Genomic DNA, 21,450 nt, shown 5'->3' with positions numbered 1-21,450 from the left:
ACCCGGAGATCCACATGACTGACCTGTCCGCTTTCCCCATCACCCGGAAATGGCCCGCACAGAACCCCGAAATACTACAGCTCTATTCCTTCCCGACCCCCAATGGGGTCAAACCCTCGATTATGCTCGAAGAGACGGGGTTGGAGTATGAAGCCCATAAAGTCACGTTGGCTGATGCCGATGTCAAAAGCCCTGAATTCCTATCGCTGAACCCCAACAACAAGATCCCAGCCATCATCGACCCCAACGGGCCTGATGGCGAACCGATCGGATTGTTCGAAAGCGGTGCCATCCTGCTGTATCTGGCTGAGAAGACCGGCAAGTTCATCGGCCAAACCGCCAGTGACAAGCATCACATCACCCAATGGCTGATGTTCCAGATGGGTGGCGTGGGCCCGATGCTGGGCCAGCTTGGATTCTTCTACAAGTTCGCAGGCGCCGAAATCGAAGATCCCCGCCCGCGCGAACGCTACATCAACGAAGCCAAACGCCTGCTGGGCGTAATCGACGGTCAGCTTGAGGGCCGTGATTGGATTGCCGGCGACTATTCCATCGCCGACATGGCCATTGCGCCCTGGCTGAATGGGCTGAACTTCTACGGTGCGACAGAGATCGTCGAGTTGGACAGCCGAAAGAACGTTCTGGCCTACCTGGACCGCTTCCGCGACCGCCCCGCCGTGCAGCGTGGCATGAATATTCCTGCCCGGGATTAACCCGGCAAAGTGCCTGTCAGCACATAGCGCAGGATTTCAACAACTTGCTGCGGCTCTTCGGCGACGGCCAGGGCCGCAGCATGCACTTCTTTCAGCGCGTGCTGATGCTCGGGCGGGTTCAGCACGATGATCGACTTGCCAAGTGCTGCGGCATAGCCCGCGTCAAAGGCAGCGTTCCACTGCTTGTACTTGTCGCCAAAACGCACCACGACAACATCAGCGTCCTCGATCCCCTTGCGGGTACGGATCGCATTGACCATCGCGCCCTTGTGGTCATGCCAATACTTGTTTGGTTCAGCCCCCAAGATCGCCACACCGCAGTCGTCACTCGCACCGTGATCGGTGACCGGGCTGCTGAACGTCACATCCAGACCTTCGGCCCCTTGGGTGATCTGTTCGCGCCAATCGGTGTGAATTTCACCGGATAGATACACTTTCATCATCTTTTTCTCCCTCCATCAAAAAAGGGGCACAACCGGCCCCTTCTTCTTGTTTCGAATACGGAGCCTGCGCGACGTCAGCCGCGCAATGCGCCGCCTGTGGCTTTGGTCACCTTGGCAACGATCTTATCACTGATTGCCTCGATGTCCTTTTCCTTCAGCGTCTTTTCGGTCGGTTGCAAACGCACGGTGATGGCCAGGGATTTCTTGCCCTCACCCACCGAGCCACCAATGAACTCATCAAAGACACGAACCTCTTCGATCATCGCTTTGTCGGCACCGCTTGCGGCGTTCACCAGGGTCAGAGCCTCGACGTCCTCATCGACCACAAAGGCAAAGTCACGCTCGACCGCTTGCAGGTCGCGCAACTCCAGCGCACCACGGCTTGCCCCTGATTTGCGTGGCATCGGCACCTCGTCGGGCCAGATGGTAAAGGCCACGGCCGAGCCTTTGATGTCCATCGCTTGCAGCACACGGGGGTGCAGTTCGCCAAAGACACCCAGAACCTTTTTCGGACCGAGGCAGATCTTGCCATGACGACCCGGGTGCCACCAATCCTGCGCGCCGCGCAGGATCTGAACCTTTGCAGGCGCGCCGATGGCCGCCAATACAGCCTCGACATCAGCTTTGGCGTCATAAACATCCACCGCACGCGATGCACCATGCACATCCTTGGGACCGGTTCGCCCCACCAACAGGCCCGAGATCAGGTTGTGCTGCTCGCCTGGCTCACCGCCATGGAAGGCCGGGCCAACCTCGAACAGAGCCAGATCCATGTACCCGCGTGCCTGGTTGCGGGCCGCTGCCTGCAGCAGACCGGGCAACAGAGCGGGACGCATGTGCGACATGTCCGAACTGATCGGGTTGGCCAGCATCGTCGCATCATCGCCGCCGCCAAACAGCGCCGCCGAAGCCTGATCAATGAACGAGTAGGTGACGCATTCGTTGTAGCCTAGCGCAGCACAGGTCCGGCGCGCCATCTGCTGACGGCGCTGCTGCGGGGTCATCACCGCCTTGGGGACACCTTCAGTCACGCGCGGCAATGGCTTGCCTTCGAGCTTGGTGAGCGACGCGATACGGGCCACTTCCTCGACCAGATCAGCCTCGCCTTGCACATCCGGGCGCCAGGACGGAACATAGGCCATGTTCCCTTCCAGCTTGAAGCCTAGACGCGTCAGGGTCTGGCGCTGTTCACTCTCTGGGATGTCCATGCCCACCAACGATTTCACCCGTTCTGGGTCAAGCTTGTAAGCCCGGCTGTGGTCGGGTTGCGCGCCCGCCATGATCACATTGGACGGCTCGCCGCCACACAAATCCAGGATCATCTGGGTCGCCGCTTCGATCCCGTCCTTGCTCCAGTCGGGGTCAATGCCCCGTTCGTTGCGATAGCGCGCATCCGAGTTGATCTTGAGCGCGCGGCCCGTCAGCGCGGTGCGCACGGTGTCAAAAAACGCAGCCTCGACATAAACGTTGGTCGTCTCGAGAGTACAGCCAGTGTGCAGCCCCCCCATGACACCGGCAATGCTCTCAATCCCGCTATCGTCCGAGATCACGGTCATGTCGTCGCCGAATGTGTATTCCTTCTCGTCCAGTCCCACGAGTGTCTCGCCCGCCTTCGACCGGTGCACGCGCAGGCTACCCTGCACCTTGTCCGCATCGAACACGTGCAAGGGACGATTGCGGTCAAACGTGAAGAAGTTGGTGATATCGACAAGAGCCGAAATCGGCCGCAGACCAATCGCGGTCAGCCTGTCCTGCAGCCATTGCGGCGACGGTCCATTTTTCACGTCGCGGATCAAGCGACCATAGAACACGGGGCAAGCCTCGCGTGTGTCTTCGTCGATGGTCACGTTGATCGGGTTCAGGAACTCTCCTTCCACCGGTGGGATTTCACGGGTTTTGAGTGTCCCCAAGCCACGTGCAGCCAGATCACGAGCGATTCCGTAGACACCAAGCGCATCGGGGCGGTTCGGCGTGATCGCGATCTCGATCATGGGATCAACCTTGGCAGGCGCGTTCTCGGCCAGCCAATCGACAAAGCTGTCGCCAACCTCGCCAGACGGCAGTTCGATGATGCCGTCATGCTCATCCGACAGCTCCAGCTCGCGCTCGGACGCCATCATACCAAAACTTTCGACGCCGCGGATCTTGCCGACGCCGATGGTAATGTCGAGGCCGGGAATGTACATCCCGGGCTTGCAGACCACCACGGTGATACCTTCGCGGGCATTGGGCGCGCCACAGATGATCTGCATCTCGCCCTCGTCGGTGTCGACCTTACACACCCGCAGCTTGTCCGCATCGGGGTGCTTTTCGGCGTGCTTCACATAGCCCAGGGTAAACCCCTTGAGCCGGTCAGCCGGGTTCACGATCTCTTCGACCTCAAGACCCAGATCGGTCAGGGCCTCGGCTATCTCGTCCACCGAGGCGTCGGTGTCGAGGTGGTCCTTCAACCAGGAAAGGGTGAATTTCATTGCGTCTCGTCCGCGATTGATCAGAAAGTTACAGCAGGCTTTATCGGATCAGCCCCGGTGGGGAAAGGGTACAAGGGCCCACGATGTCATTTTGCCTGAATCCGTTGGCCGAATGCACAAATCAGATTTTTTTTGGCCCCTTCGCAAGATTATGTGTACGCTTAGCATATTGATCTTGGGGGAGCATCAATATGACATCTGAAAAAACCGGGCCACAGTCTGCGTTCTTCGTGATCGCAGACATATCCGGGTACACAAAATTCATGTCCGAGACTGAAATCACGCACGCCAAGGGAATCCTTGAGCAATTGTTCGGTGCCTTGGTCCCAGCTATCCGGTCTCCGCTGACCATTTCCGGTCTGCAAGGCGACGCGGTTTTTGCCTTTGCGTTTGAAAGCGATGTGATGACCAAACAGTTCATCATCGACTTTGCCGAACAGATTTACTGCGCCTTTGCCCGCAGCAAGGAAAAGATGCAGATCAACACCTCATGCGGATGCGGCGCCTGTGCCAACGTTGATGGACTGGAACTCAAAATCGTGGTGCATTACGGCGAATGTGTCGTGCAGGAAACCGGTGGGCGGCAAGAGCTGGCCGGGACGGATGTCATCACCGCCTTTCGCCTGCTCAAGAATACCGTCAAAGAGCGAACTGGCATGGATGCGTACATGCTCGTCTCATGCGACGCGCTGCGCAAGATGGACATGAAAGAGCTGTTTTCCCAAGACGAGTTCTATACCGAGGACATCGAGCACATCGGAGAGCTCGAGTATGTGGTCCGCGATCTGAAACAGGCGTGGGAGCGTAGACGCGGATCGGAACAAGTGTTCGTCAAACCTGAAGAAGAGTTGCTGATGGAAGAATGGGCCATCCCGGTAACGGTATCTCCCGCGGCCGCTTTCACCGCCTGTACCCGTCCCGACATGCGCGCCAAATGGCTGGGCGCAGACGCGGTGGACCTGCTGGGGGCGAACAAGGGCAAGGTTGAACCCGGCACAATGTACCATTGCCACCACGGCGACGACATTTTCCCGTTCGAGATCATTGATTGGCGGCCCGGAGAATACGTTACTGGCCGCTACAACCTGCCGATGGGCCTGACGATGTATGAGACCAACGAGCTGGTGTCTGTTGGTGATGGCACGATGATCAAGATCCGGTTTGCAACGCCCAAAGGCGGCAACCTGATGGGGCGGCTTATGACCGGCATGGTCAAGAAAAAGCTCAAGTCGATCATCGTCCCAGACAAAGAAAACCGGATCAATCGCCTGAAAGAAATCTGCGCCAATTGGCTGGCCGAAGACGCATCACTTGCGCCTGACAGGCCAAAAGATGTCGGCGAATTGATCGGCGCTCAAGGATAAGTCGGCGCACGCCCCAACAACTCGTCCAACTGGCGTCCGACCCAACCGTGCGGGATGAAATGCCCGCCCGGGTGGGTGTCCAGAGTAACCTTGCCCTGCTGGCAACTGGTCCACTCCACACGGCTCAGCGTCAGGAACGGCTCAACGCTCCAATCCCCCTTGGGCGTGGCATCTCCGCAGTCGTATTGCGCCCGCCACAAGGCAACGGGATGCGTCGTGTCACCACCCAGGCCAAAGGGAAAACCCATCACCGTATCGCGTAGCCCATGCACATGGCGCACCTCGGCCGGGGCGGTGGGGCAATACTCGGTCTGCCGGATGGTGCCGGCGATGCCCATGAGCGCCGCAATTGGCGTTACCGACTGACAGGCATAGCGCCAGGCCATCGCCCCACCATAAGAATAGCCCGAGACATAGATACGCTCCGAGTCGATCGGATAGTGTTTTGCCACATCCGCCAGCACATCATCACCAAAGCCCACGTCATCGGTGTCCGAGGTCCAAAAATCCCAGCTTTTGTGCCGCCCGTTCGGAGCCACCAGCAAGACGCCGCGCAATTTCGTGTGCCCTGCAATCCGCTGATGCCGCACCACCAGATCGCCCTGCCGCGACCAACCGTGGAAATGCATCAGCACCGGCAGGGGCGTCTCGCCATCCCAACCATCAGGCTCCAGCACATGATACGAGCGATCGCCCAGATCGCAGGCGGTCTGCCCATGGCAGTCGGATTTCCACGGCCCCATGGCAAAAGCAGAAGTTGCAGAAAGAATAAGACAGGCAAGCGCAGTTCTGATCATGGCTCGACCCTACCCGCCCTGCGGACCATGTCACGTCACATCTCTGTGGGGAGAAAGCCGCGCCATCGGTAGACCGCGGGATGGCGATGTCACCGGGGTGCGGGGCACTTTATCCCCGCAAAAATCCGTCTGTGCTCTGATTGAAAATGCGACGCATCCAAGTCGCCAGCCTTGGCGAGCGGTCTGGCGATGGCGCGGCGGCCTACGGCCTTGATTCCGCGCCGCACAAAGATCTACTTTCTGAAGCTTTTCAGTAATTTTTTGGTTCGGTAGACACTTTCGCTTCGATGCCGCGCAATTTGATCTCGTTTTTTCCAAACCGAATCGAACGCGTGCGCGAAAACGGAAACAGGACCCCATACGAAAACGGAATAGGCCAGGAACACCCAAACCGGCGTGAAGAACAAAACGACCACAGAAAGAACAAAGGCCACGCCAATGATGACGCGGCCTTTCCAGCGTGGCGTCGCCTCGGCGTGCCGCAACATCCAATTGTAAATGACAGCCATGTAATAGCTGACACTGTACATCTAGCGGCTCAAACCACCATGCAGGTTCGGCATGTCCAGCGCGGCAAACCCATAGTGGCGCAGCCAGCGCAGGTCGCTTTCAAAGAAGGCGCGCAGGTCGGGGATGCCGTATTTCAGCATCGCGATCCGGTCGATCCCCATGCCAAAGGCAAAGCCCTGATATTCGTCAGGATCAATACCACCGGCCGCGATCACCTTGGGGTGGACCATGCCCGAGCCCAAAATCTCCAGCCAGTCGTCGCCTTCGCCAATCTTGAGCGTCCCGCCCTCCCAAGAGCAGCGGATGTCGACCTCGGCCGACGGCTCGGTGAACGGGAAATGCGAGGCGCGGAAGCGCAGGTCGACGCCATCAACCTCGAAGAACGCCTTCACGAATTCCTCGAGCACCCATTTCAGGTTCGCCATCGAGATGTCCTTGTCGATGGCAAGACCTTCGACCTGGTGGAACATCGGCGTGTGCGTCTGATCATAGTCGGCGCGGTAGACACCACCGGGACAGATCACGCGGATCGGCGCGCCGGTTTTCTCCATCGAACGGATCTGCACCGGCGAGGTATGCGTGCGCAGCACATGCGGCGGGCGGTTGTCGCCCTGATCGCGGTGCATATAGAACGTGTCCATCTCGGCCCGCGCGGGGTGGTGGCCGGGGATGTTCAACGCATCAAAATTGTACCAATCGGTTTCGATCCGGGGGCCTTCGGCCACGGCAAAACCCATCTCGGCAAAGATCGCGGTCAGCTCTTCGCTGGCCTGGCTGATCGGGTGCAGGCTGCCCTGACGACTTGGGCGCACGGGTAGGGTCACGTCCAGCCATTCTGTGCGCAGACGCTCGTCCAGAGCGGCATCGGCAAGACCGGCCTTCTTCGCGGAGAGTGCCGAGTTGATCTCATCCTTGAGCGCGTTGAGCGCGGGGCCTGCCACCTGGCGTTCCTCGGGCGTCATCTTGCCCAATTCGCGCATCTTCAGCGCCACTTCGCCCTTTTTGCCCACGGCGGCCACGCGGATCGCCTCAAGCGCCGCTTCGTCGCCTGCATCGGCGATCTGACCCAGATATTTTGCCTTAAGATCGTCCATGACGGTCCCCTGATCACATGTTGCAGCCCTGCTATCACAGCAGCCGCTGAAAGCAAGGGCGGGCGATTAAGCGCGGCGCAACAATGTGGCCTGCGGGCCGCTTTGGATCGCGCGGGCGGGCGCGCCATAAACCTCGGGCGTGTCTCGCAGCTCGGGGAACAGCGCAAAAAGCTCCTGCGCCGTCTCACTCTCGAGCGCGCCAAGAGCCAGTTGCCCCGGATAAAAACTCTCGCTGTCCAGACCACCGGTCGAGACGATCTGATGCGCATCAAAGAAGAGGTGCACGTAGCGAACGATATCCAGCGGCGCCCAGCTGACACCCTGCCCGTCGATCAGCGATTTCGCAGGCACAAGCACCTCGTCCTCTCCGAACAAAAGTTCGACCTGCCAGCCCGATACTAGAATGCGATGCTGGGGCGAGATCAGGACATCGCGATGCGCCCCATATGTGCCTGCGGTAATTCGAACCGGCGAATACCGTCCATGCCCCCGCACCGTTTTTGACCCGACCCAGCGAACCGGTTGCAGGCCATCGTCGCGTGTCATCACGAGATCACCGGGCTTGATCATCTCGACAGGGCGTTCACCACTGGCCGTGTCGATCAGGGTTCCGGCCACAAAACACGCCAGCCCGGAATCGCCGGGGTTGACGGTGCCATAGGTCAGGACATCGGGATTGGGCTGGTTGAACTGCAATGTCGTGGTTGTCGAATTCGGACCCACCAAAACCGGCAGGTTGTCGGACGTGGCACCATCTGCCGCGCCGCCGATTGCAGTGATGTTCTGCGTGCCGCCGCCGATATCATAGAAGTCGATCACGTCGTTGGTGGTGGTATTGGTGAGCGCATAGGCCTCGTAGTTATTCGAGCCACCGCCATCCGGATCCGTCAGAAGGATGTTGAAGAAATCCGCCGAGATCACATAGACGACCTCACCATTGTCTGGATCGACGGACACCTGAACCCCGGGATCGTCCAGTCGCACCTCGACTCCGACAGTGCCGTTGGCCTGATAGAAGGACACGGTGAAGTCGGCCGGATTTTCGCTGGGGCTTAGCGAGACCTCAAGAAACTCGGACACGCCCGAGGCGCGCGCATAGGCGTTGGAGTAATGAAGTTCACTGATACGAGCCACGGCGGTACACCAAACGTTTGTTTCTGCGTCTGTATATGCCTGTGCAAACTGGCAAAAATAGGGTTTAATTTGGAACTCCACATCAAATTTGCAGTGTTGCGTAGCGTTTCGCTTGCGTCTGCCCCCTTCCTGCCCGAGCGTTTGGATGTGAGGAGAGACCTGTCGACATGCAAAACGCGACCCCGCCCAAACCCTGGTTGGTCCTGTTGGGGCTGGCCTTGGGTGTATGTGTCACCAATGGTTTTGCCCGCTTTGCCTATGGGCTGATTTTGCCGGCGATGAAGTCCACACAGAATTGGACATATGCAGAAGCAGGGTGGCTCAACACTGCCAACGCCTTGGGCTATGTTCTGGGGTCGCTATTCACCATGGCGTTGATCCGCCGCGTCGGGGCATCTCGCCTGTTCAGTGCGGGCGTTGTCCTGACCGCCATATGCCTGTTTGCAACCGGCTTGGATGCTTCTTTGCTAGCCCAGAGTGTTTGGCGCATTCTGGCGGGCGTGTTTGGTGCCGGATCTTTTGTGGCCGGGGGCGCCCTTGCGGCCGCCCTTTTTCAGGATGATCCCAAACGCAATGCCCTATCGATTGCTTTCTATTTTGGCGGCGGCGGAGGTCTTGGCATCGTCCTGTGCGGTGCCGCCTTGCCCATGATGTTGGATTGGCTGGGGCCCGAGGCCTGGCCCTGGAGCTGGATCGGGATCGGCTTGGTGAGCTTTGCCATTTGCCCCTTGAGCATTTGGGCGGGCGAAGCAATGCGGGTCCCCTCGGCGCCACCACCGAGCCGCCAACCGGTGCCGATGCGCAAGATGGTTGGGGAGATCTGCGGCTACGCCGGCTTTGGCCTGGGCTACATCGTTTACCTGACGTTTCTGGCCCTGTGGATGCAGGAACGCGATTACAGCGCCAATTTGATCGCTGGCACCTGGGTCCTGTTGGGAGTGTGCATCACCCTTTCGCCCTTTGCCTGGCGGTCGGTGTTCGCGCGCTTTGCCAATGGCGTTCCCTTGGCCATGATCCTGACCGGAATTGCGATCGGGTCAGCCTTACCAATTTTTGTTCCGTCTGCTGAGGGGCTGATGGTGTCGGCTGTAATCTTTGGTCTGTCGGTATTCATGGCACCTGGCGCGATCACAAACTTCACGCGCCAGAACATGCCGCAAGACAGCTGGGGAGCGACGATCAGCATGTTCACAGTGGTCTTTGCCGTATCCCAAACAGTTGGTCCCATTGGCGCCGGGTTAATCGGGGATCGGACGGGCGACATCGGCGACAGCCTGTTGACGGCGTCTGTCTTGTTGATGATCGGGGCTGTGCTAGCCCTGACCCAAAGACCGCTTGATCGGACTTGAGCAGCGCCCAAAAGAGCCAAATGCTCCCGCCCGTCGTCGATGTCCCTGACGGGACACCTCCTCCCGTTGAGCCGGGCGCCTCGCCTTCGGATCGGCGCGCCACCGTAGAATGCAAGCCATACCGACAAAGGAAAAGGGCCGACCCCGCTAAGGATCGACCCTTCTTTTCACTGTCGCTCGTTTACCGTCTTACGCGGCCAGAGCAGCCTGTGCCTTGGCAACGATGGCGCCGAATGCATCGGGCTCGTGCACGGCCAGGTCGGCCAGGACCTTACGGTCAACTTCGATACCGGCCAGGTTCAGACCGTTGATGAAGCGCGAATATGTCAACGCCTCGTCGTGCGAACGGACGGCAGCGTTGATGCGCTGGATCCACAGCGCGCGGAAGTTCCGCTTGCGCTGTTTGCGGTCGCGAGTTGCATACTGGTTCGCCTTGTCGACGGCCTGAGTTGCGACCTTGAAGGTGTTCTTGCGGCGGCCATAGTAACCTTTGGCGGCCTTGATGACCTTCTTGTGACGGGCGTGAGTCGTGGTTCCACCTTTAACGCGGGACATATCTCAGATCTCCTCTTAGCGATCGTAGGGCATGTAGCCCTTGACGATCTTGGCGTCGGGGGCAGAAAGTGTGGTGTTGCCGCGGGCATCACGGATGAATTTCTTGGTCCGCTTGATCATGCCGTGGCGCTTGCCGGCCTGGCCCGCCAGGACCTTACCGGTTGCTGTCACCTTGAAGCGCTTCTTGGCGCTCGACTTGGTCTTCATCTTGGGCATTTCCGTCTCCTTGAGTTCGGGTTCGGTTCAGACGCGACTCGGCATGCCACTATAAGCCGGTCGCGCGGTAAGAAGCGCCGTTTACGCAAGTCGGATCACTTAGGCAAGAGGGTCAGGGCAGGAATCGCGCGACAACACCGAAAAAAACTTCAGGAATCTGATCGAAGGTATACCCGCCTGGGTGCGTGACGAAGGCATAGGCCATTGCACCCAGGGACATCAACATCACGATCGCAGCAGGGCGCATGGATCTGTCATCGCTATAGGCCGAGATCATCGATGGTATCGACAGGACAGCAAAGACGAGCCCAAAAACAAGTATCAGATCGGTGTCCATGTCGCGCTCCCTATATGGAGAGAGCGTATTAGCCCGGGTCAGTGTTGTAAATCAGCCGTTCATCACACGGCGCCACCCGCAGGATATTGGTGGAGCCTGGAACGTTGAACGGCACACCCGCCGTGACCACGATCTGATCCGTTTCGATTGCAAAACCGTCTGCGCGTGCCGCTCGGGCCGCATTCACCACGGCGCCCTTGAACCGCTCCAACTCGGGCGTCATCACGCAATGGCAGCCCCACGACAGACACAAGCGTCGCGCCGTGCCCCGCAGCGAGGTCAGCGCGATGATCGGCACGCCGGGCCGTTCCCGCGCCGTCTTGAGCGCGGTTGTCCCGCTTTGGGTGAAACAACAGATGGCCTTGATATCGGTCTTTTCGGCGATCTCGCGCGCGGCCGCCACGATGCCATCCGCCACTGTGGTCCCCTGCGCAGTGCGCGAGGCGGCAATGATCTGAACATAGGTCGGATCGGCCTCGACCTCGGTTGCGACACGGTCCATGGTCTGAACCGCCTCGACCGGATAGCCCCCCGCCGCAGATTCCGCACTCAGCATGATGGCATCCGTGCCCTCGTAGATGGCGGTGGCCACATCTGAAACCTCGGCGCGGGTGGGCATCGGGCTTTCGATCATGCTTTCCAGCATCTGGGTCGCCACGATCACCGGCTTGGCCGCTGCCCGGCATTTACGCACCAGACGCTTTTGGATCGGCGGCACCGCGGCCACGGGCAGTTCAACACCCAGATCGCCACGCGCCACCATGATCCCGTCTGAGGCATCAAGGATGTCATCAAACGCCTCGACCGCCGCCGGCTTTTCAATTTTGGACAGGATGGCGGCACGACCATCAGCCAGCGCGCGCGCCTCGAACACGTCCTTGGGTCGCTGCACAAAACTAAGCGCCAGCCAATCGACGCCCAACTGACAGACAAACTCCAGATCGGCGCGGTCCTTTTCGGACAGCGCCGCCAGTGGCAGCACCACATCCGGCACGTTCACACCCTTACGGTTCGAAATCGTCCCGCCAATCACGACGGTGCAGTTCGCATGATCCGCACCGCAACTCTCGACCTTCAGCCGGATCTTGCCGTCATTGACCAGCAAATGCGCGCCCGGTTCCAGCGCCTCGAAAATCTCGGGATGTGGCAAACACACGCGGGTCGCATCGCCGGGTGTCTCGTCCAAATCCAGTCGGAAGGATGCGCCCGGTACCAGCTCTTCAGCGTCGCCCGCAAAGACCCCCACCCGAAGTTTCGGCCCCTGAAGGTCGGCCAGAATGGCAATCGGGCTGTCCAGATCCTTTTCAATCTGGCGGATGATCCGATGCTTTTCGCGGATTTCGTCATGCGAGCCGTGGCTCATGTTCAAACGAAACACGTCGGCACCCGCCTCGTGCAGCGACCGGATCATGTCATAGTTTTCTGACGCCGGTCCCAGCGTCGCCACGATTTTTACATTTCTGAGGCGTCGCATGGCTGCTCCTTTGGTTCCGCACATTGTTACCGCAAACGGTCTTGCACCGCTTATCGCGCAATTCCCTTTCTGCGGCAACTGTCCTACACCTGCGACAAAAGAGATGACAGGCGCATGACATACACCCCCTATTACACCCATGGCGAAAACAAACCCTCCCGCTGGCTGATCACCTGCGACCACGCCACCAACACTGTCCCGCCTGAAATCAACGGCGGAGACCTGGGTTTGCCGCGCGAGGATATGGAGCGTCACATCGCTTATGACGTCGGCGCCTATGAGGTGTCGCGCCATTTGGGCGAGATTCTGAATGCGCCGGTGGTGGCCTCGAACTTCTCACGCCTGGTGATCGACCCGAACCGGGGCGAAGATGACCCGACGCTGTTGATGAAGCTCTACGATGGCTCGATCATCCCCGGAAATCGCCATGCAGACGTGGCCGAGAGGGAGCGGCGGCTAGACATGTGCTATCGCCCCTACCACCGCGAGCTGGCGCGCATGGCCGCCCTGCCCCACGCGATCGTCGTCTCGGTCCATTCGTTCACGCGCCAACTACGCGGCCGCGATCCCCGCCCGTGGGAAATCGGCATCCTCTACACCCCGGACGAGCGCTTTTCCCGACCGCTGATCAACCGGCTCAAGGCCGAGGGCGATCTGACCGTAGGTGAAAACGAGCCCTACACCGGCGTTCTGCCCGGCGATGCCATCGACACGCATTGCACCGCCCATGGCCGCCCGAACGTGTTGATCGAGCTGCGAAATGACCTGATCGCGGATCACGCCGGTCAGAGGGCATGGGCTGAGCGACTGGCGCCGATCCTGACTGCAGCGCTGGAGGACAGCGAGCTCTGACCTTGCAACATGACGCCGGGTCAATAGGTGTGGGTTTTCGCGCTCACATTCTTGTGAGGTCACGCCTCACACCCCATATAATGGTCAAGGAGGACAACAGATATCCCTGAAAGGAGGGTATCATGACCGTAGAATTCCTGACCACCGTCTTTGGTTGGATGACCGTTCTGAACATAGGCTTTCTGGCTTTTACCACAGTGATGCTGTTGGCAATGCAGAATTGGGTGACCGGGGTTCACGCCCGGATGTTCAAGATGGAAGAGGCCGACGTCCGCAAAGCGTATTTCGCCTATCTTGCAAAGTACAAGACACTGACCTTGGTCTTTGCCGTGGCCCCGTACTTTGCGCTGAAACTGGCCTGATCTTAAGCGGAACGCGCTGTTGCGCGCTCCGCTAATCCTGTTTCCTCAAGCTGTATGTCACTCAATCGGTCTTGTCTGCATGCCGGTCATAGATGGCGCGGGCGCGATAATTTTTCTCGCGGGTCATCCAGCGCACCACGTCCCAGCCCTGGCTTTCAGCAAAATCCCCGACGGCCCTGATCATCAGATCAACCACACCCTGACCCTGCAAACTTGGATCGACAAACATGTCGTCGATGTAGGCACCGATGGTAGCAGGCAGCGGTCGCTCGTAGGATCGAAAATGCGTGAAACCGACCAATTCGCCCGCCTCGGCTTCAGCAACGATGCAGCGAGTCTGCGCCGTCGGCGTCATGATCCAGCCCCAAACACGCGCACGCATCTGTGGCGTCTGCTCGGTCCTGCCAAAGGTGGCATAGGCCAGAAACACGCGCTCCCATGCCGCGCGGTCCGCCTCTGTCGCAAATCTGGTTGTGATGGTCATAGGAATTTCTGCCTGCTCAAATCCGGGGTGAACCCCGCCTGCGGCACCATGTGCGGGGACCGAGCTCATCGTCAACTCCGCGCCCGTTGTAACGCGCCCTGTTGGTTGCTACCTCTACGTCAAACCCTAGCCATTCGGAGCCACCCCATGGACCAGCAGACAGAAATCGAACTCCAGGCCGCTGCCTTTCGCCGCCTGCAAAAGCACCTGATGGAAGACCGCACCGACGTCCAGAACATCGACATGATGAACCTGACCGGTTTTTGCCGCAACTGCCTGTCGCGCTGGTATCAGGAAGCAGCCAACGAAAAGGGCATCGAGATGGACAAAGGCCAAGCTCGCGAGATTTTTTACGGCATGACGATGGACGAATGGAAAGCCAACTATCAGACCGACGCCAGCCCCGAAAAACAGGCCGCGTTCGAGGTCGCGTTTGAAGAGAACGTCACGAAGAAGGGCTGAACACCACGCCCTGATCCTGCAAGGCATCAAATTCACTCTGGCCGATCCCCAACTCGGCCAGAACCGACCGGCTGTCGGCCCCGTGCGCGCGTGGTGCGTGGTCCAGTGACGGCCCGCCATGATCAAAGCCGAAACCGGCAACGGCAAGCGCCATGTCTCCAGCGGTCTGGATTACCGGACGGGTCGCCAGTTGTTCCTCCTCCAAGGCCTCGGCCAAACCACGCACCCGAGCGGCAGGCACATGGGCCGCGTTCAGCCTGTCTTCCCACTCAGCCGCCGTGCGCGTTGCAAGAGCTTCAGCCAAAACCGCCGCATCCTCTTCTCGACGCGCTCTGATCTGCGCCCGGGGCGTCGCCTGGATGGCATCCGCCCGCGCATCCTGTCCGATCACGCGCATCAAGTTGGCCATCTGTGTATTGGTGAACGCGCCGATCATCACCTGCCCGTCCGCAGTGTCATAAGTTGCATAGCCCGCAAGCGTCGGATCCTGATTGCCGTGCGGCCTGGGCGCGTGCCCCGTCGCCAAGGTTGTCGCAGTGTGCGAGTTCATCAGCATCAGCGCGCAATCCGCCATCGACACGTCTATCCGCCGCCCCAAACCATTCCGCGATCGCCCGAACAAAGCCGCCGAGATCGCCATGGCCGCCTGCGCCCCTGTGCCATAGTCAACCATCGCAGGGCCCACGCGTACCGGGTCACCGTCCGCTTGGCCATTGGCAGCCATGATGCCGGTAAAGGCCTGGATCACCACGTCATAAGCCGCATGCGCCGCCTTGGGTCCAGTGGCCCCAAACCCGCTGATCGCACAGTAGATCAAATCGGGTTTCAACGCGGACAGGCGGTCATACTCAAGCCCCAACTCTTCAACCGCGTGGGATGTGTAGTTCTGCACCAGAACTTCCGCCGTTGCGACCAAGCGGTCGAACACTTCCCGACCTTGCTCGGACTTCAGATCCAGTGCCAGCGTCCGTTTGCCGCCTCCCTGCGCCTGAAACGACAAGCCCATCCCTTGGGCGTTCAGAGCAGTATCTGCACCTTCTGCGCGGGTCATGTCGTGCTGACCGACAGGTTCGATCTTGATGACCTCGGCCCCAAGAACGCTCAACTGATAGGCACAAAATGGACCTGCAAACACATGTGTCAGATCCAGCACCCGCAATCCTTCAAACGGTCGCATAAAAAATCCTCCCTCAGGTCAGGCTGGCCCAAGGGAGGATTGCAAACTGTTCCGTTCTCGTCAGAGACGCGTCGTGTTCTGGCCTCAGATCGCGGCCTTGAGGCTTTCGTCCAGATAGATCTCGCGCAGGCGCTTGGCGATTGGACCCGGGGTGCCGTCACCCAACTGAACACCGTCGATTTCAACCACCGGCATCACAAAGGCCGAGGCGGAAGTGGTGAAGGCTTCATCCGCCTCCTTTGCCTCGTCGATAGTGAACAAACGCTCTTCGACTTCCATCTGGGCCTCAGCCGCCATGCGCAGAACCGCCTTGCGAGTGATACCGTGCAGGATGTCGGTCGACAGAGGGCGGGTCACGATCTTGCCGTCCTTGACGAAATAGGCGTTGTTCGAGGTGCCTTCGGTCACATGGCCATCTTCGATCAGCCATGCATCATCACAACCAGCGGCCTTGGCCATCATCTTGCCCATCGAAGGATAGAGTAGCTGCACTGTCTTGATATCACGACGGCCCCAGCGGATATCTTCGATCGAGATGATCTTGGCACCCTTTTTTGCTGCCGGGCTGTCGGCCAGACCAGGTTTGTTCTGGGTGAACAGCACGATGGTCGGCTTGGTGTCCGCTGAAGGGAACACAAAGTCACGGTCGCCATCGCTGCCGCGAGTGACTTGCAGATAGACCAGACCTTCGTTGATGTCGTTCAGTTCCACCAGCTTGCGGTGGATCTCGAGCAGCTCGTCCTTGGTGCAAGGCTCGGCCATCTGCAACTCGTCCAGCGAGCGTTTCAAACGCACGGCGTGGCCTTCGAAATCAATCAGCTTGCCGCCCAGGACGCTGGTCACCTCGTAAACGGCATCCGCCATCAGGAAACCGCGGTCAAAAATCGACACCTTCGCCTCGGTCTCGGGCAGGTATTCGCCATTTACATAAACAGTACGGGTCATGTTTGTCTCCTCAGCCCCAGAGCGCCGCTTCGGGCGGGTGCACTCCGGCGTCGTCAAAATTCAGCGGTGTGTCGCGGTCTTCGGCCAACAAGAGCGGGCCGTCAAGGTCGGTCACAACCGCTCCCTGTGCCACCAGTGTCGCAGGGGCCATCGCCAGCGAGCTGCCAACCATACAGCCAACCATGACTTCGTACCCTTCGGCCAGGGCCGCATCGCGCAGCTTAAGCGCCTCGGTCAGGCCACCGGTCTTGTCCAGCTTGATGTTGACCACATCATACTTGCCCTTGAGTTTGGGCAGGCTGGTGCGGTCATGGCAGCTTTCATCAGCACAAACTGGCACCGGGCGATCCATCCCGATCAGCGCGTCATCTTCACCGGCAGGCAACGGCTGCTCGACCAGAGCCACGCCAAGGCGCACCAGATGCGGTGCCAGATCGGCATAAACCTCGGCCGACCAGCCTTCGTTGGCGTCCACGATGATCTTGGAGTTCGGCGCGCCTGCGCGAACTGCTTCCAGACGCGGCATGTCATCTGCCGTACCCAGCTTGATCTTGAGCAGCGGGCGGTACGCGTTTTCTTCGGCCTGCTTTCGCATCTCCTCAGGCGAGGCCAGCGACAGCGTATAAGCGGTGATCTCAGCACCCGGAGCTTCAAGCCCCGCCAATTCCCACGCGCGTTTGCCTGCACGTTTGGCTTCCAGGTCCCACAAAGCGCAATCAACCGCGTTGCGCGCAGCCCCTGCGGGCAGCAGATCCATCAGCCTTTCGCGGTCGAATGTCTCGGGTAGGCCGCGGATTTCGGCTTCGACCGACTCCAGCGTTTCGTTGTAGCGGGCATAGGGCACACATTCGCCGACGCCCTGGTGTTCGCCATCGGTGATCCGCACCGTCAGCACATGGGCCTCGGTCCGCGATCCGCGCGAGATGGTGAACACCTGCGCCAGTTTGAACACATCACGGGTGACTTCTATCTGCACGCGCCCCATCCTTCTTCTCGTTCAAAATACGGCCGCCGGAGGCGGATCAACTCCTCCTCCGGCGGCACGCTTAGATCAGATTGCCGCCAGCGCATCCACCAGCTTTTCCGCGCCAAAGCGGAACGGGTCGGTGGCGGGCAGGCCCATGTCGGCCTCCAGCTCGGCCAGATAGGCCTTGGCCTCATCCTCGGGCATGTGCTGTGTGTTCACCGAAATGCCTACGACCTGGCAGGCCGGGTTGGCAACTTTGCCAAGCGCCAGTGCCATGTCACGCAATTCAGGCAACGACGGCTGCTGATAATCGGGCAGACCGCGCATGTGTTCGCGGGTCGGCTCGTGTGCCAGAACCAGAGCATCAGGCTGGCCGCCGTGGATCAGGGCCATGGTCACGCCCGAATAGGACACGTGGAACAGGCTGCCCTGACCTTCGATGTGGTCCCAGTGGTCTTCGTCGTTGTCCGGGGTCAGCCATTCGACCGAACCCGCCATGAAGTCGGCGATCACGGCATCGAGCGGCACACCATCACCGGTCACCAGAATGCCGGTCTGGCCAGTGGCGCGGAAGGTCGACTTCATGCCGCGCTTGCGCATTTCGGCGTCCATACACAGAGCAGTGTACATCTTGCCGACCGAGCAATCGGTGCCCACAGCCAGAACGCGCTTGCCCTTACGCTTGACGCCATTCGCGATCGGATACTCAACCTCTGGCACACGCACGTCGTGCAGTTTGCGACCAGTGGCTTCGGCCACGGCAACAAGATCGGGCTCGTCACGCAGCAGGTTGTGCAGGCCCGACGCCAGGTCAAAGCCCTCTTCCAGCGCCATAACCAGAACTTTTTTCCAGGCTTGGCTGATCACGCCACCCCGGTTGGCCACACCAATGACCAGTGTCTTGGCACCAGCGGCCTTGGCCTCGGTCAGGTCCATGTCCTTCAGGCCAAGATCGGCCTTGCAGCCGTCCATCCGGAACTGACCCACGGCGTTCTCAGGGCGCCAATCCTTGATGCCTATGGCAACTTTGGCCGCGAGTTGGTCGGGCGCATCGCCCAAAAACAGCAAATACGGTGTCTCGATCATTGCGGTGCACTCCCATTCTTGATTCTGGCGTATGCTAATGAGGCGATCTCACGAGCACTTCGCGTTATGACGAATTTGAAAACCATCAAAGGGATAATCTTGCGCCAAATGACAGGTCAGCGCAAAAATATTCCAAGTTTTCACTTCGATTAAACTTTGTGCAGCTTATTGAACACTCATGTCGAAGATGCTGCACAGGCAATGCTGCATCTGCACAAAGAGCCTTGCGCTAAGCTGCGCAATTTAATACCCCATTTCTCAAGAAAATCGAAATATCCTTACCCTCGCGACAGGAGATCACATGAGCTTCCGCATTCAGCCCGCCGCCCCCGCGCGACCCAATCGCTGCCAGTTGTTCGGCCCGGGCTCCAACACCAAACTGTTCCCGAAAATGGCCGCATCGGCTGCGGATGTGATCAACCTCGACCTCGAGGATTCGGTGGCCCCCTCGGACAAGGACGTCGCCCGCGCCAATGTGATCGAAGCACTCAACACCGTGGATTGGGGCAACAAATACATGTCCGTCCGCATCAACGGCCTGGACACGCCCTATTGGTACCGCGACGTGGTTGACCTGCTGGAGCAGGCCGGTGACCGCATCGACCAGATCATGATCCCCAAAGTGGGTTGTGCCGAAGATGTCTATGCCGTGGACGCCCTGGTCACCGCGATCGAACGCGCCAAGGGCCGCACCAAGCCTGTGAGCTTTGAGGTGATCATCGAATCTGCTGCTGGCATCGCACATGTCGAAGCGATCGCGGCCTCATCCCCCCGCATGCAGGCCATGAGCCTTGGCGCGGCTGACTTTGCAGCCTCAATGGGCATGCAGACCACCGGCATCGGCGGCACGCAGGAAAACTACTACATGCTGCGCGAAGGTGTGAAGCACTGGTCGGACCCGTGGCATTGGGCCCAGGCCGCCATCGTCGCCGCCTGCCGCACGCACGGCATCCTGCCGGTCGACGGCCCGTTCGGCGACTTCTCGGACGACGAAGGCTACATCGCACAGGCCAAACGCTCAGCCACTTTGGGCATGGTTGGCAAATGGGCCATCCACCCCAAGCAGATCGCGCTGGCGAACGAGGTCTTCACTCCATCGGAAGAGGCCGTCACCGAAGCCCGCGAGATCCTGGCCGCCATGGAACAGGCCAAGGCCAACGGCGAAGGCGCAACCGTCTACAAGGGCCGCCTTGTCGACATCGCGTCGATCAAACAGGCCGAAGTGATCGTGGCACAGGCCGAGCTGATCGCAGCGGGCTAAATCCGGCGACCAAAAGACGAAAGGGCCTCAGGCACATCGCGCCTGAGGCCCTTTTTCGTTTCTGCAATGGATCAGGCGGCGGACTTTGCCACCGGCAGCGCCATCATCATCCCGGCGATCTCGTCCAGTTCCTCATCGCTGATAGGGCAAGCCGCATTTTTCGCCATCCCGTGATTGGCCGGGTTACGCATTTCTGCGGCCAAGGCCGAAACGCTCACGTCCGCGCATTCTGCGGGTAGCGCAGCCGGGATGCCACAGGCCCGCATCAGGTTGGACAAGGCCCCGGGCAAAGCCCGCGCTTCAGCCGCCGCACCCAGAGCCTCAGCCGCACGGGCATAATTCTCGGCCCCCTCAGGGCGCTCCACCAACCAGGGCATGCTAACCTCCAGCCCCAATCCAGTGGCCAGCCCGTGGTGGACCCGCGAAAGCGAGCCAAGCGAATGGCTGATGTTGTGCCCCATGTGCGTGTTGCAATTGTGCAGGGACAATCCAGCAACCATGCTGCCCCACAACACTTGTCCCCGCGCCTCGATGTCGGATCCATCCGCCACAGCCCGTGGCAGGGCATCGCTCATGATGCGCAAAGCCTCTAGCCCGTACATCAGCCCCGCAAGGCTGGTGGTGCGGGCGGTGGAACCCTCTAGCGCATGGGCCACCGCATCAATTCCGGTCCAGGCCGTCAGATGTGGTGGCAGGCTGAGCGTCAGTTCGGGATCCAGCACTGCCTGATGGAACATCAGTTCCTCTCCCCAGAACCACCCCTTGGAGCCATCCGCTCGCGAAATCACCGAGGTCCGCGTGACCTCGGACCCGGTGCCTGCAGTTGTGGGGATAGCAATGGATGGCAAGCCGGTGTCCGGCAGCGGCTGTGCCGCCAAGTCAAAGGTCTGAGCAGGCTGGCCACTTTTGGCAATCGCGGCAACCAATTTCGCCGCATCCATCGCGGCACCGCCACCCAGACCGATCACGACCTTGGCCTGGGCTTCGCGGGCCCGTGCACACAGCGCGTCGACCAGCGCCTGCTTCGGCTCTCCGGCAATATCAGCGGCCAACTCAAAGGACACACCTTTGGCAGTCAGGCTTTCGGCTAGAGTGTCGGTCACACCCAGCTCTGCCAGAATCGCGTCTGCAATGACCAAGACCGGACCACCACCCAGCCCCGCCACGATATCGCCGACTTTCCGGATACGCCCGGCCCCAAAAGTTACCGGAGGAACCCGGCCCATATTGAATGCTTGCACTGTACTCTCCCAATTCAGGTGCACGCCTTTTGTATCAGCGGATTTACCCATTAACTAAACGGATTCTGACTCGACCGAACGTCCTGTGAACGACCCCCTCTGTCGCAGATACACACTGAACGTCGGGTCATGAGACCTGTTGCCGCCGTCAAACTG

At 59.7% G+C, this 21,450-nt stretch carries 23 protein-coding genes; 7 read left to right on the top strand and 16 right to left on the bottom strand.

Going from position 1 to position 21,450, the window contains the following annotated elements:
• The first annotated feature begins 14 nt into the window (after positions 1 to 14).
• Positions 15 to 713, top strand: coding sequence for a glutathione S-transferase N-terminal domain-containing protein (locus TRM7615_RS17275; protein WP_108789791.1), 699 nt, complete (start codon positions 15 to 17; stop codon positions 711 to 713).
• On the opposite strand, the gene TRM7615_RS17270 is transcribed toward TRM7615_RS17275, so the two are convergent.
• A complete protein-coding gene (locus TRM7615_RS17270) occupies positions 710 to 1,156 on the bottom strand; it encodes a YtoQ family protein (protein WP_108789789.1) in 447 nt (148 codons plus the stop codon). The genes TRM7615_RS17275 and TRM7615_RS17270 overlap by 4 nt on opposite strands.
• A 74-nt stretch (positions 1,157 to 1,230) precedes the next feature.
• Positions 1,231 to 3,627: a phenylalanine--tRNA ligase subunit beta gene (gene pheT / locus TRM7615_RS17265; protein ID WP_108789787.1), complete on the bottom strand. Its 2,397-nt coding sequence runs from the start codon at positions 3,625 to 3,627 to the stop codon at positions 1,231 to 1,233.
• A gap of 191 nt (positions 3,628 to 3,818) precedes the next feature.
• Between pheT and TRM7615_RS17260 the strand changes: the two genes are divergently transcribed.
• On the top strand, positions 3,819 to 4,991 hold the full coding sequence (locus tag TRM7615_RS17260; protein WP_108789785.1) for a DUF2652 domain-containing protein: 1,173 nt from the start codon (positions 3,819 to 3,821) through the stop codon (positions 4,989 to 4,991).
• On the opposite strand, the gene TRM7615_RS17255 is transcribed toward TRM7615_RS17260, so the two are convergent.
• From TRM7615_RS17255 to TRM7615_RS17240, 4 genes are all read right to left on the bottom strand, one after another.
• Positions 4,982 to 5,788 carry a CE1 family esterase gene (locus TRM7615_RS17255; RefSeq protein ID WP_108789783.1) on the bottom strand — a complete coding sequence of 269 codons (807 nt, stop codon included), beginning with the start codon at positions 5,786 to 5,788 and terminating at the stop codon, positions 4,982 to 4,984. The two genes, TRM7615_RS17260 and TRM7615_RS17255, sit on opposite strands and share 10 nt — an antisense overlap.
• Positions 5,789 to 6,021: 233 nt before the next feature.
• Entirely contained in the window at positions 6,022 to 6,297 is a 276-nt protein-coding gene (locus tag TRM7615_RS17250; protein ID WP_125133705.1) for a hypothetical protein, read from the bottom strand.
• Positions 6,298 to 6,318: 21 nt separating this feature from the next.
• Positions 6,319 to 7,392, bottom strand: a complete 1,074-nt coding sequence (gene pheS / locus TRM7615_RS17245; RefSeq protein ID WP_108789779.1) for a phenylalanine--tRNA ligase subunit alpha — start codon at positions 7,390 to 7,392, stop codon at positions 6,319 to 6,321.
• A 66-nt stretch (positions 7,393 to 7,458) separates the two neighbouring features.
• Positions 7,459 to 8,526 (bottom strand): Hint domain-containing protein, encoded by a 1,068-nt coding sequence (locus TRM7615_RS17240; RefSeq protein WP_108790081.1) that lies wholly within the window; start codon positions 8,524 to 8,526, stop codon positions 7,459 to 7,461.
• A gap of 167 nt (positions 8,527 to 8,693) precedes the next feature.
• On the opposite strand from TRM7615_RS17240, the gene TRM7615_RS17235 reads away from it, so the two are divergent.
• Positions 8,694 to 9,875, top strand: coding sequence for a YbfB/YjiJ family MFS transporter (locus TRM7615_RS17235; RefSeq protein ID WP_108789777.1), 1,182 nt, complete (start codon positions 8,694 to 8,696; stop codon positions 9,873 to 9,875).
• Between the two features lie 189 nt (positions 9,876 to 10,064).
• On the opposite strand, the gene rplT is transcribed toward TRM7615_RS17235, so the two are convergent.
• The 4 genes from rplT to pyk all read right to left on the bottom strand — a co-directional run bounded on the left by rplT (position 10,065) and on the right by pyk (position 12,457).
• The gene (gene rplT, locus TRM7615_RS17230) at positions 10,065 to 10,430 is read right to left on the bottom strand and encodes a 50S ribosomal protein L20 (RefSeq protein ID WP_085794223.1); all 366 of its coding nucleotides are present in this window, start codon (positions 10,428 to 10,430) and stop codon (positions 10,065 to 10,067) included.
• 15 nt (positions 10,431 to 10,445) lie between these two features.
• The gene (rpmI, locus tag TRM7615_RS17225; protein ID WP_010443552.1) at positions 10,446 to 10,646 is read right to left on the bottom strand and encodes a 50S ribosomal protein L35; all 201 of its coding nucleotides are present in this window, start codon (positions 10,644 to 10,646) and stop codon (positions 10,446 to 10,448) included.
• A gap of 112 nt (positions 10,647 to 10,758) precedes the next feature.
• Positions 10,759 to 10,983, bottom strand: coding sequence for a hypothetical protein (locus TRM7615_RS17220; protein ID WP_108789775.1), 225 nt, complete (start codon positions 10,981 to 10,983; stop codon positions 10,759 to 10,761).
• Positions 10,984 to 11,011: 28 nt separating this feature from the next.
• Positions 11,012 to 12,457, bottom strand: a complete 1,446-nt coding sequence (gene pyk, locus TRM7615_RS17215) for a pyruvate kinase (RefSeq protein WP_108789773.1) — start codon at positions 12,455 to 12,457, stop codon at positions 11,012 to 11,014.
• 114 nt (positions 12,458 to 12,571) lie between these two features.
• Here pyk and TRM7615_RS17210 point away from each other — a divergent pair, with 114 nt between their 5' ends.
• Both TRM7615_RS17210 and TRM7615_RS17205 read left to right on the top strand, forming a co-directional pair.
• Positions 12,572 to 13,309, top strand: coding sequence for an N-formylglutamate amidohydrolase (locus TRM7615_RS17210; protein ID WP_108789771.1), 738 nt, complete (start codon positions 12,572 to 12,574; stop codon positions 13,307 to 13,309).
• 122 nt (positions 13,310 to 13,431) lie between these two features.
• A complete protein-coding gene (locus TRM7615_RS17205; RefSeq protein ID WP_108789769.1) occupies positions 13,432 to 13,671 on the top strand; it encodes a DUF6868 family protein in 240 nt (79 codons plus the stop codon).
• A gap of 61 nt (positions 13,672 to 13,732) precedes the next feature.
• On the opposite strand, the gene TRM7615_RS17200 is transcribed toward TRM7615_RS17205, so the two are convergent.
• Entirely contained in the window at positions 13,733 to 14,224 is a 492-nt protein-coding gene (locus TRM7615_RS17200; RefSeq protein WP_108789767.1) for a GNAT family N-acetyltransferase, read from the bottom strand.
• Positions 14,225 to 14,302: 78 nt separating this feature from the next.
• On the opposite strand from TRM7615_RS17200, the gene TRM7615_RS17195 reads away from it, so the two are divergent.
• Positions 14,303 to 14,617, top strand: coding sequence for a DUF1244 domain-containing protein (locus tag TRM7615_RS17195; RefSeq protein WP_108789765.1), 315 nt, complete (start codon positions 14,303 to 14,305; stop codon positions 14,615 to 14,617).
• Here the strand turns inward: TRM7615_RS17195 and TRM7615_RS17190 are convergent.
• From TRM7615_RS17190 to dgcN, 4 genes are all read right to left on the bottom strand, one after another.
• Positions 14,601 to 15,794, bottom strand: a complete 1,194-nt coding sequence (locus tag TRM7615_RS17190; protein ID WP_108789763.1) for a CaiB/BaiF CoA transferase family protein — start codon at positions 15,792 to 15,794, stop codon at positions 14,601 to 14,603. The two genes, TRM7615_RS17195 and TRM7615_RS17190, sit on opposite strands and share 17 nt — an antisense overlap.
• Positions 15,795 to 15,878: 84 nt before the next feature.
• On the bottom strand, positions 15,879 to 16,739 hold the full coding sequence (locus TRM7615_RS17185; RefSeq protein WP_108789761.1) for a D-amino-acid transaminase: 861 nt from the start codon (positions 16,737 to 16,739) through the stop codon (positions 15,879 to 15,881).
• Positions 16,740 to 16,749: 10 nt separating this feature from the next.
• Positions 16,750 to 17,715 (bottom strand): N-acetyl-D-Glu racemase DgcA, encoded by a 966-nt coding sequence (gene dgcA / locus TRM7615_RS17180; RefSeq protein WP_108790078.1) that lies wholly within the window; start codon positions 17,713 to 17,715, stop codon positions 16,750 to 16,752.
• A 75-nt stretch (positions 17,716 to 17,790) separates the two neighbouring features.
• Complete coding sequence (gene dgcN, locus TRM7615_RS17175) at positions 17,791 to 18,792, bottom strand: N-acetyltransferase DgcN (protein ID WP_108789759.1); 1,002 nt, start codon at positions 18,790 to 18,792, stop codon at positions 17,791 to 17,793.
• Between the two features lie 301 nt (positions 18,793 to 19,093).
• On the opposite strand from dgcN, the gene TRM7615_RS17170 reads away from it, so the two are divergent.
• Positions 19,094 to 20,053 (top strand): L-malyl-CoA/beta-methylmalyl-CoA lyase, encoded by a 960-nt coding sequence (locus TRM7615_RS17170; RefSeq protein WP_108789757.1) that lies wholly within the window; start codon positions 19,094 to 19,096, stop codon positions 20,051 to 20,053.
• Between the two features lie 71 nt (positions 20,054 to 20,124).
• Here the strand turns inward: TRM7615_RS17170 and TRM7615_RS17165 are convergent, their stop codons facing one another.
• Positions 20,125 to 21,294 carry an iron-containing alcohol dehydrogenase gene (locus TRM7615_RS17165; protein ID WP_165821462.1) on the bottom strand — a complete coding sequence of 390 codons (1,170 nt, stop codon included), beginning with the start codon at positions 21,292 to 21,294 and terminating at the stop codon, positions 20,125 to 20,127.
• Positions 21,295 to 21,450: the final 156 nt, after the last annotated feature.

The organism is Falsiruegeria mediterranea M17, from assembly GCF_900302455.1.
Lineage (GTDB): Bacteria > Pseudomonadota > Alphaproteobacteria > Rhodobacterales > Rhodobacteraceae > Falsiruegeria > Falsiruegeria mediterranea.
The sequence above is the reverse complement of the archived record's forward strand: the minus strand, read 5'-3'. Positions and strand labels throughout refer to the sequence as shown.

Excerpts from the sequence above, each read along its gene's own strand:
- TRM7615_RS17275 (WP_108789791.1), top strand. The coding sequence starts at position 15 with ATGACTGACCTGTCCGCTTTCCCCATCACCCGGAAATGGCCCGCACAG.
- TRM7615_RS17270 (WP_108789789.1), bottom strand. The coding sequence starts at position 1,156 with ATGATGAAAGTGTATCTATCCGGTGAAATTCACACCGATTGGCGCGAA.
- pheT (WP_108789787.1), bottom strand. The coding sequence starts at position 3,627 with ATGAAATTCACCCTTTCCTGGTTGAAGGACCACCTCGACACCGACGCC.
- TRM7615_RS17260 (WP_108789785.1), top strand. The coding sequence starts at position 3,819 with ATGACATCTGAAAAAACCGGGCCACAGTCTGCGTTCTTCGTGATCGCA.
- TRM7615_RS17255 (WP_108789783.1), bottom strand. The coding sequence starts at position 5,788 with ATGATCAGAACTGCGCTTGCCTGTCTTATTCTTTCTGCAACTTCTGCT.
- TRM7615_RS17250 (WP_125133705.1), bottom strand. The coding sequence starts at position 6,297 with ATGGCTGTCATTTACAATTGGATGTTGCGGCACGCCGAGGCGACGCCA.
- pheS (WP_108789779.1), bottom strand. The coding sequence starts at position 7,392 with ATGGACGATCTTAAGGCAAAATATCTGGGTCAGATCGCCGATGCAGGC.
- TRM7615_RS17235 (WP_108789777.1), top strand. The coding sequence starts at position 8,694 with ATGCAAAACGCGACCCCGCCCAAACCCTGGTTGGTCCTGTTGGGGCTG.
- rplT (WP_085794223.1), bottom strand. The coding sequence starts at position 10,430 with ATGTCCCGCGTTAAAGGTGGAACCACGACTCACGCCCGTCACAAGAAG.
- rpmI (WP_010443552.1), bottom strand. The coding sequence starts at position 10,646 with ATGCCCAAGATGAAGACCAAGTCGAGCGCCAAGAAGCGCTTCAAGGTG.
- TRM7615_RS17220 (WP_108789775.1), bottom strand. The coding sequence starts at position 10,983 with ATGGACACCGATCTGATACTTGTTTTTGGGCTCGTCTTTGCTGTCCTG.
- pyk (WP_108789773.1), bottom strand. The coding sequence starts at position 12,457 with ATGCGACGCCTCAGAAATGTAAAAATCGTGGCGACGCTGGGACCGGCG.
- TRM7615_RS17210 (WP_108789771.1), top strand. The coding sequence starts at position 12,572 with ATGACATACACCCCCTATTACACCCATGGCGAAAACAAACCCTCCCGC.
- TRM7615_RS17205 (WP_108789769.1), top strand. The coding sequence starts at position 13,432 with ATGACCGTAGAATTCCTGACCACCGTCTTTGGTTGGATGACCGTTCTG.
- TRM7615_RS17200 (WP_108789767.1), bottom strand. The coding sequence starts at position 14,224 with ATGAGCTCGGTCCCCGCACATGGTGCCGCAGGCGGGGTTCACCCCGGA.
- TRM7615_RS17195 (WP_108789765.1), top strand. The coding sequence starts at position 14,303 with ATGGACCAGCAGACAGAAATCGAACTCCAGGCCGCTGCCTTTCGCCGC.
- TRM7615_RS17190 (WP_108789763.1), bottom strand. The coding sequence starts at position 15,794 with ATGCGACCGTTTGAAGGATTGCGGGTGCTGGATCTGACACATGTGTTT.
- TRM7615_RS17185 (WP_108789761.1), bottom strand. The coding sequence starts at position 16,739 with ATGACCCGTACTGTTTATGTAAATGGCGAATACCTGCCCGAGACCGAG.
- dgcN (WP_108789759.1), bottom strand. The coding sequence starts at position 18,792 with ATGATCGAGACACCGTATTTGCTGTTTTTGGGCGATGCGCCCGACCAA.
- TRM7615_RS17170 (WP_108789757.1), top strand. The coding sequence starts at position 19,094 with ATGAGCTTCCGCATTCAGCCCGCCGCCCCCGCGCGACCCAATCGCTGC.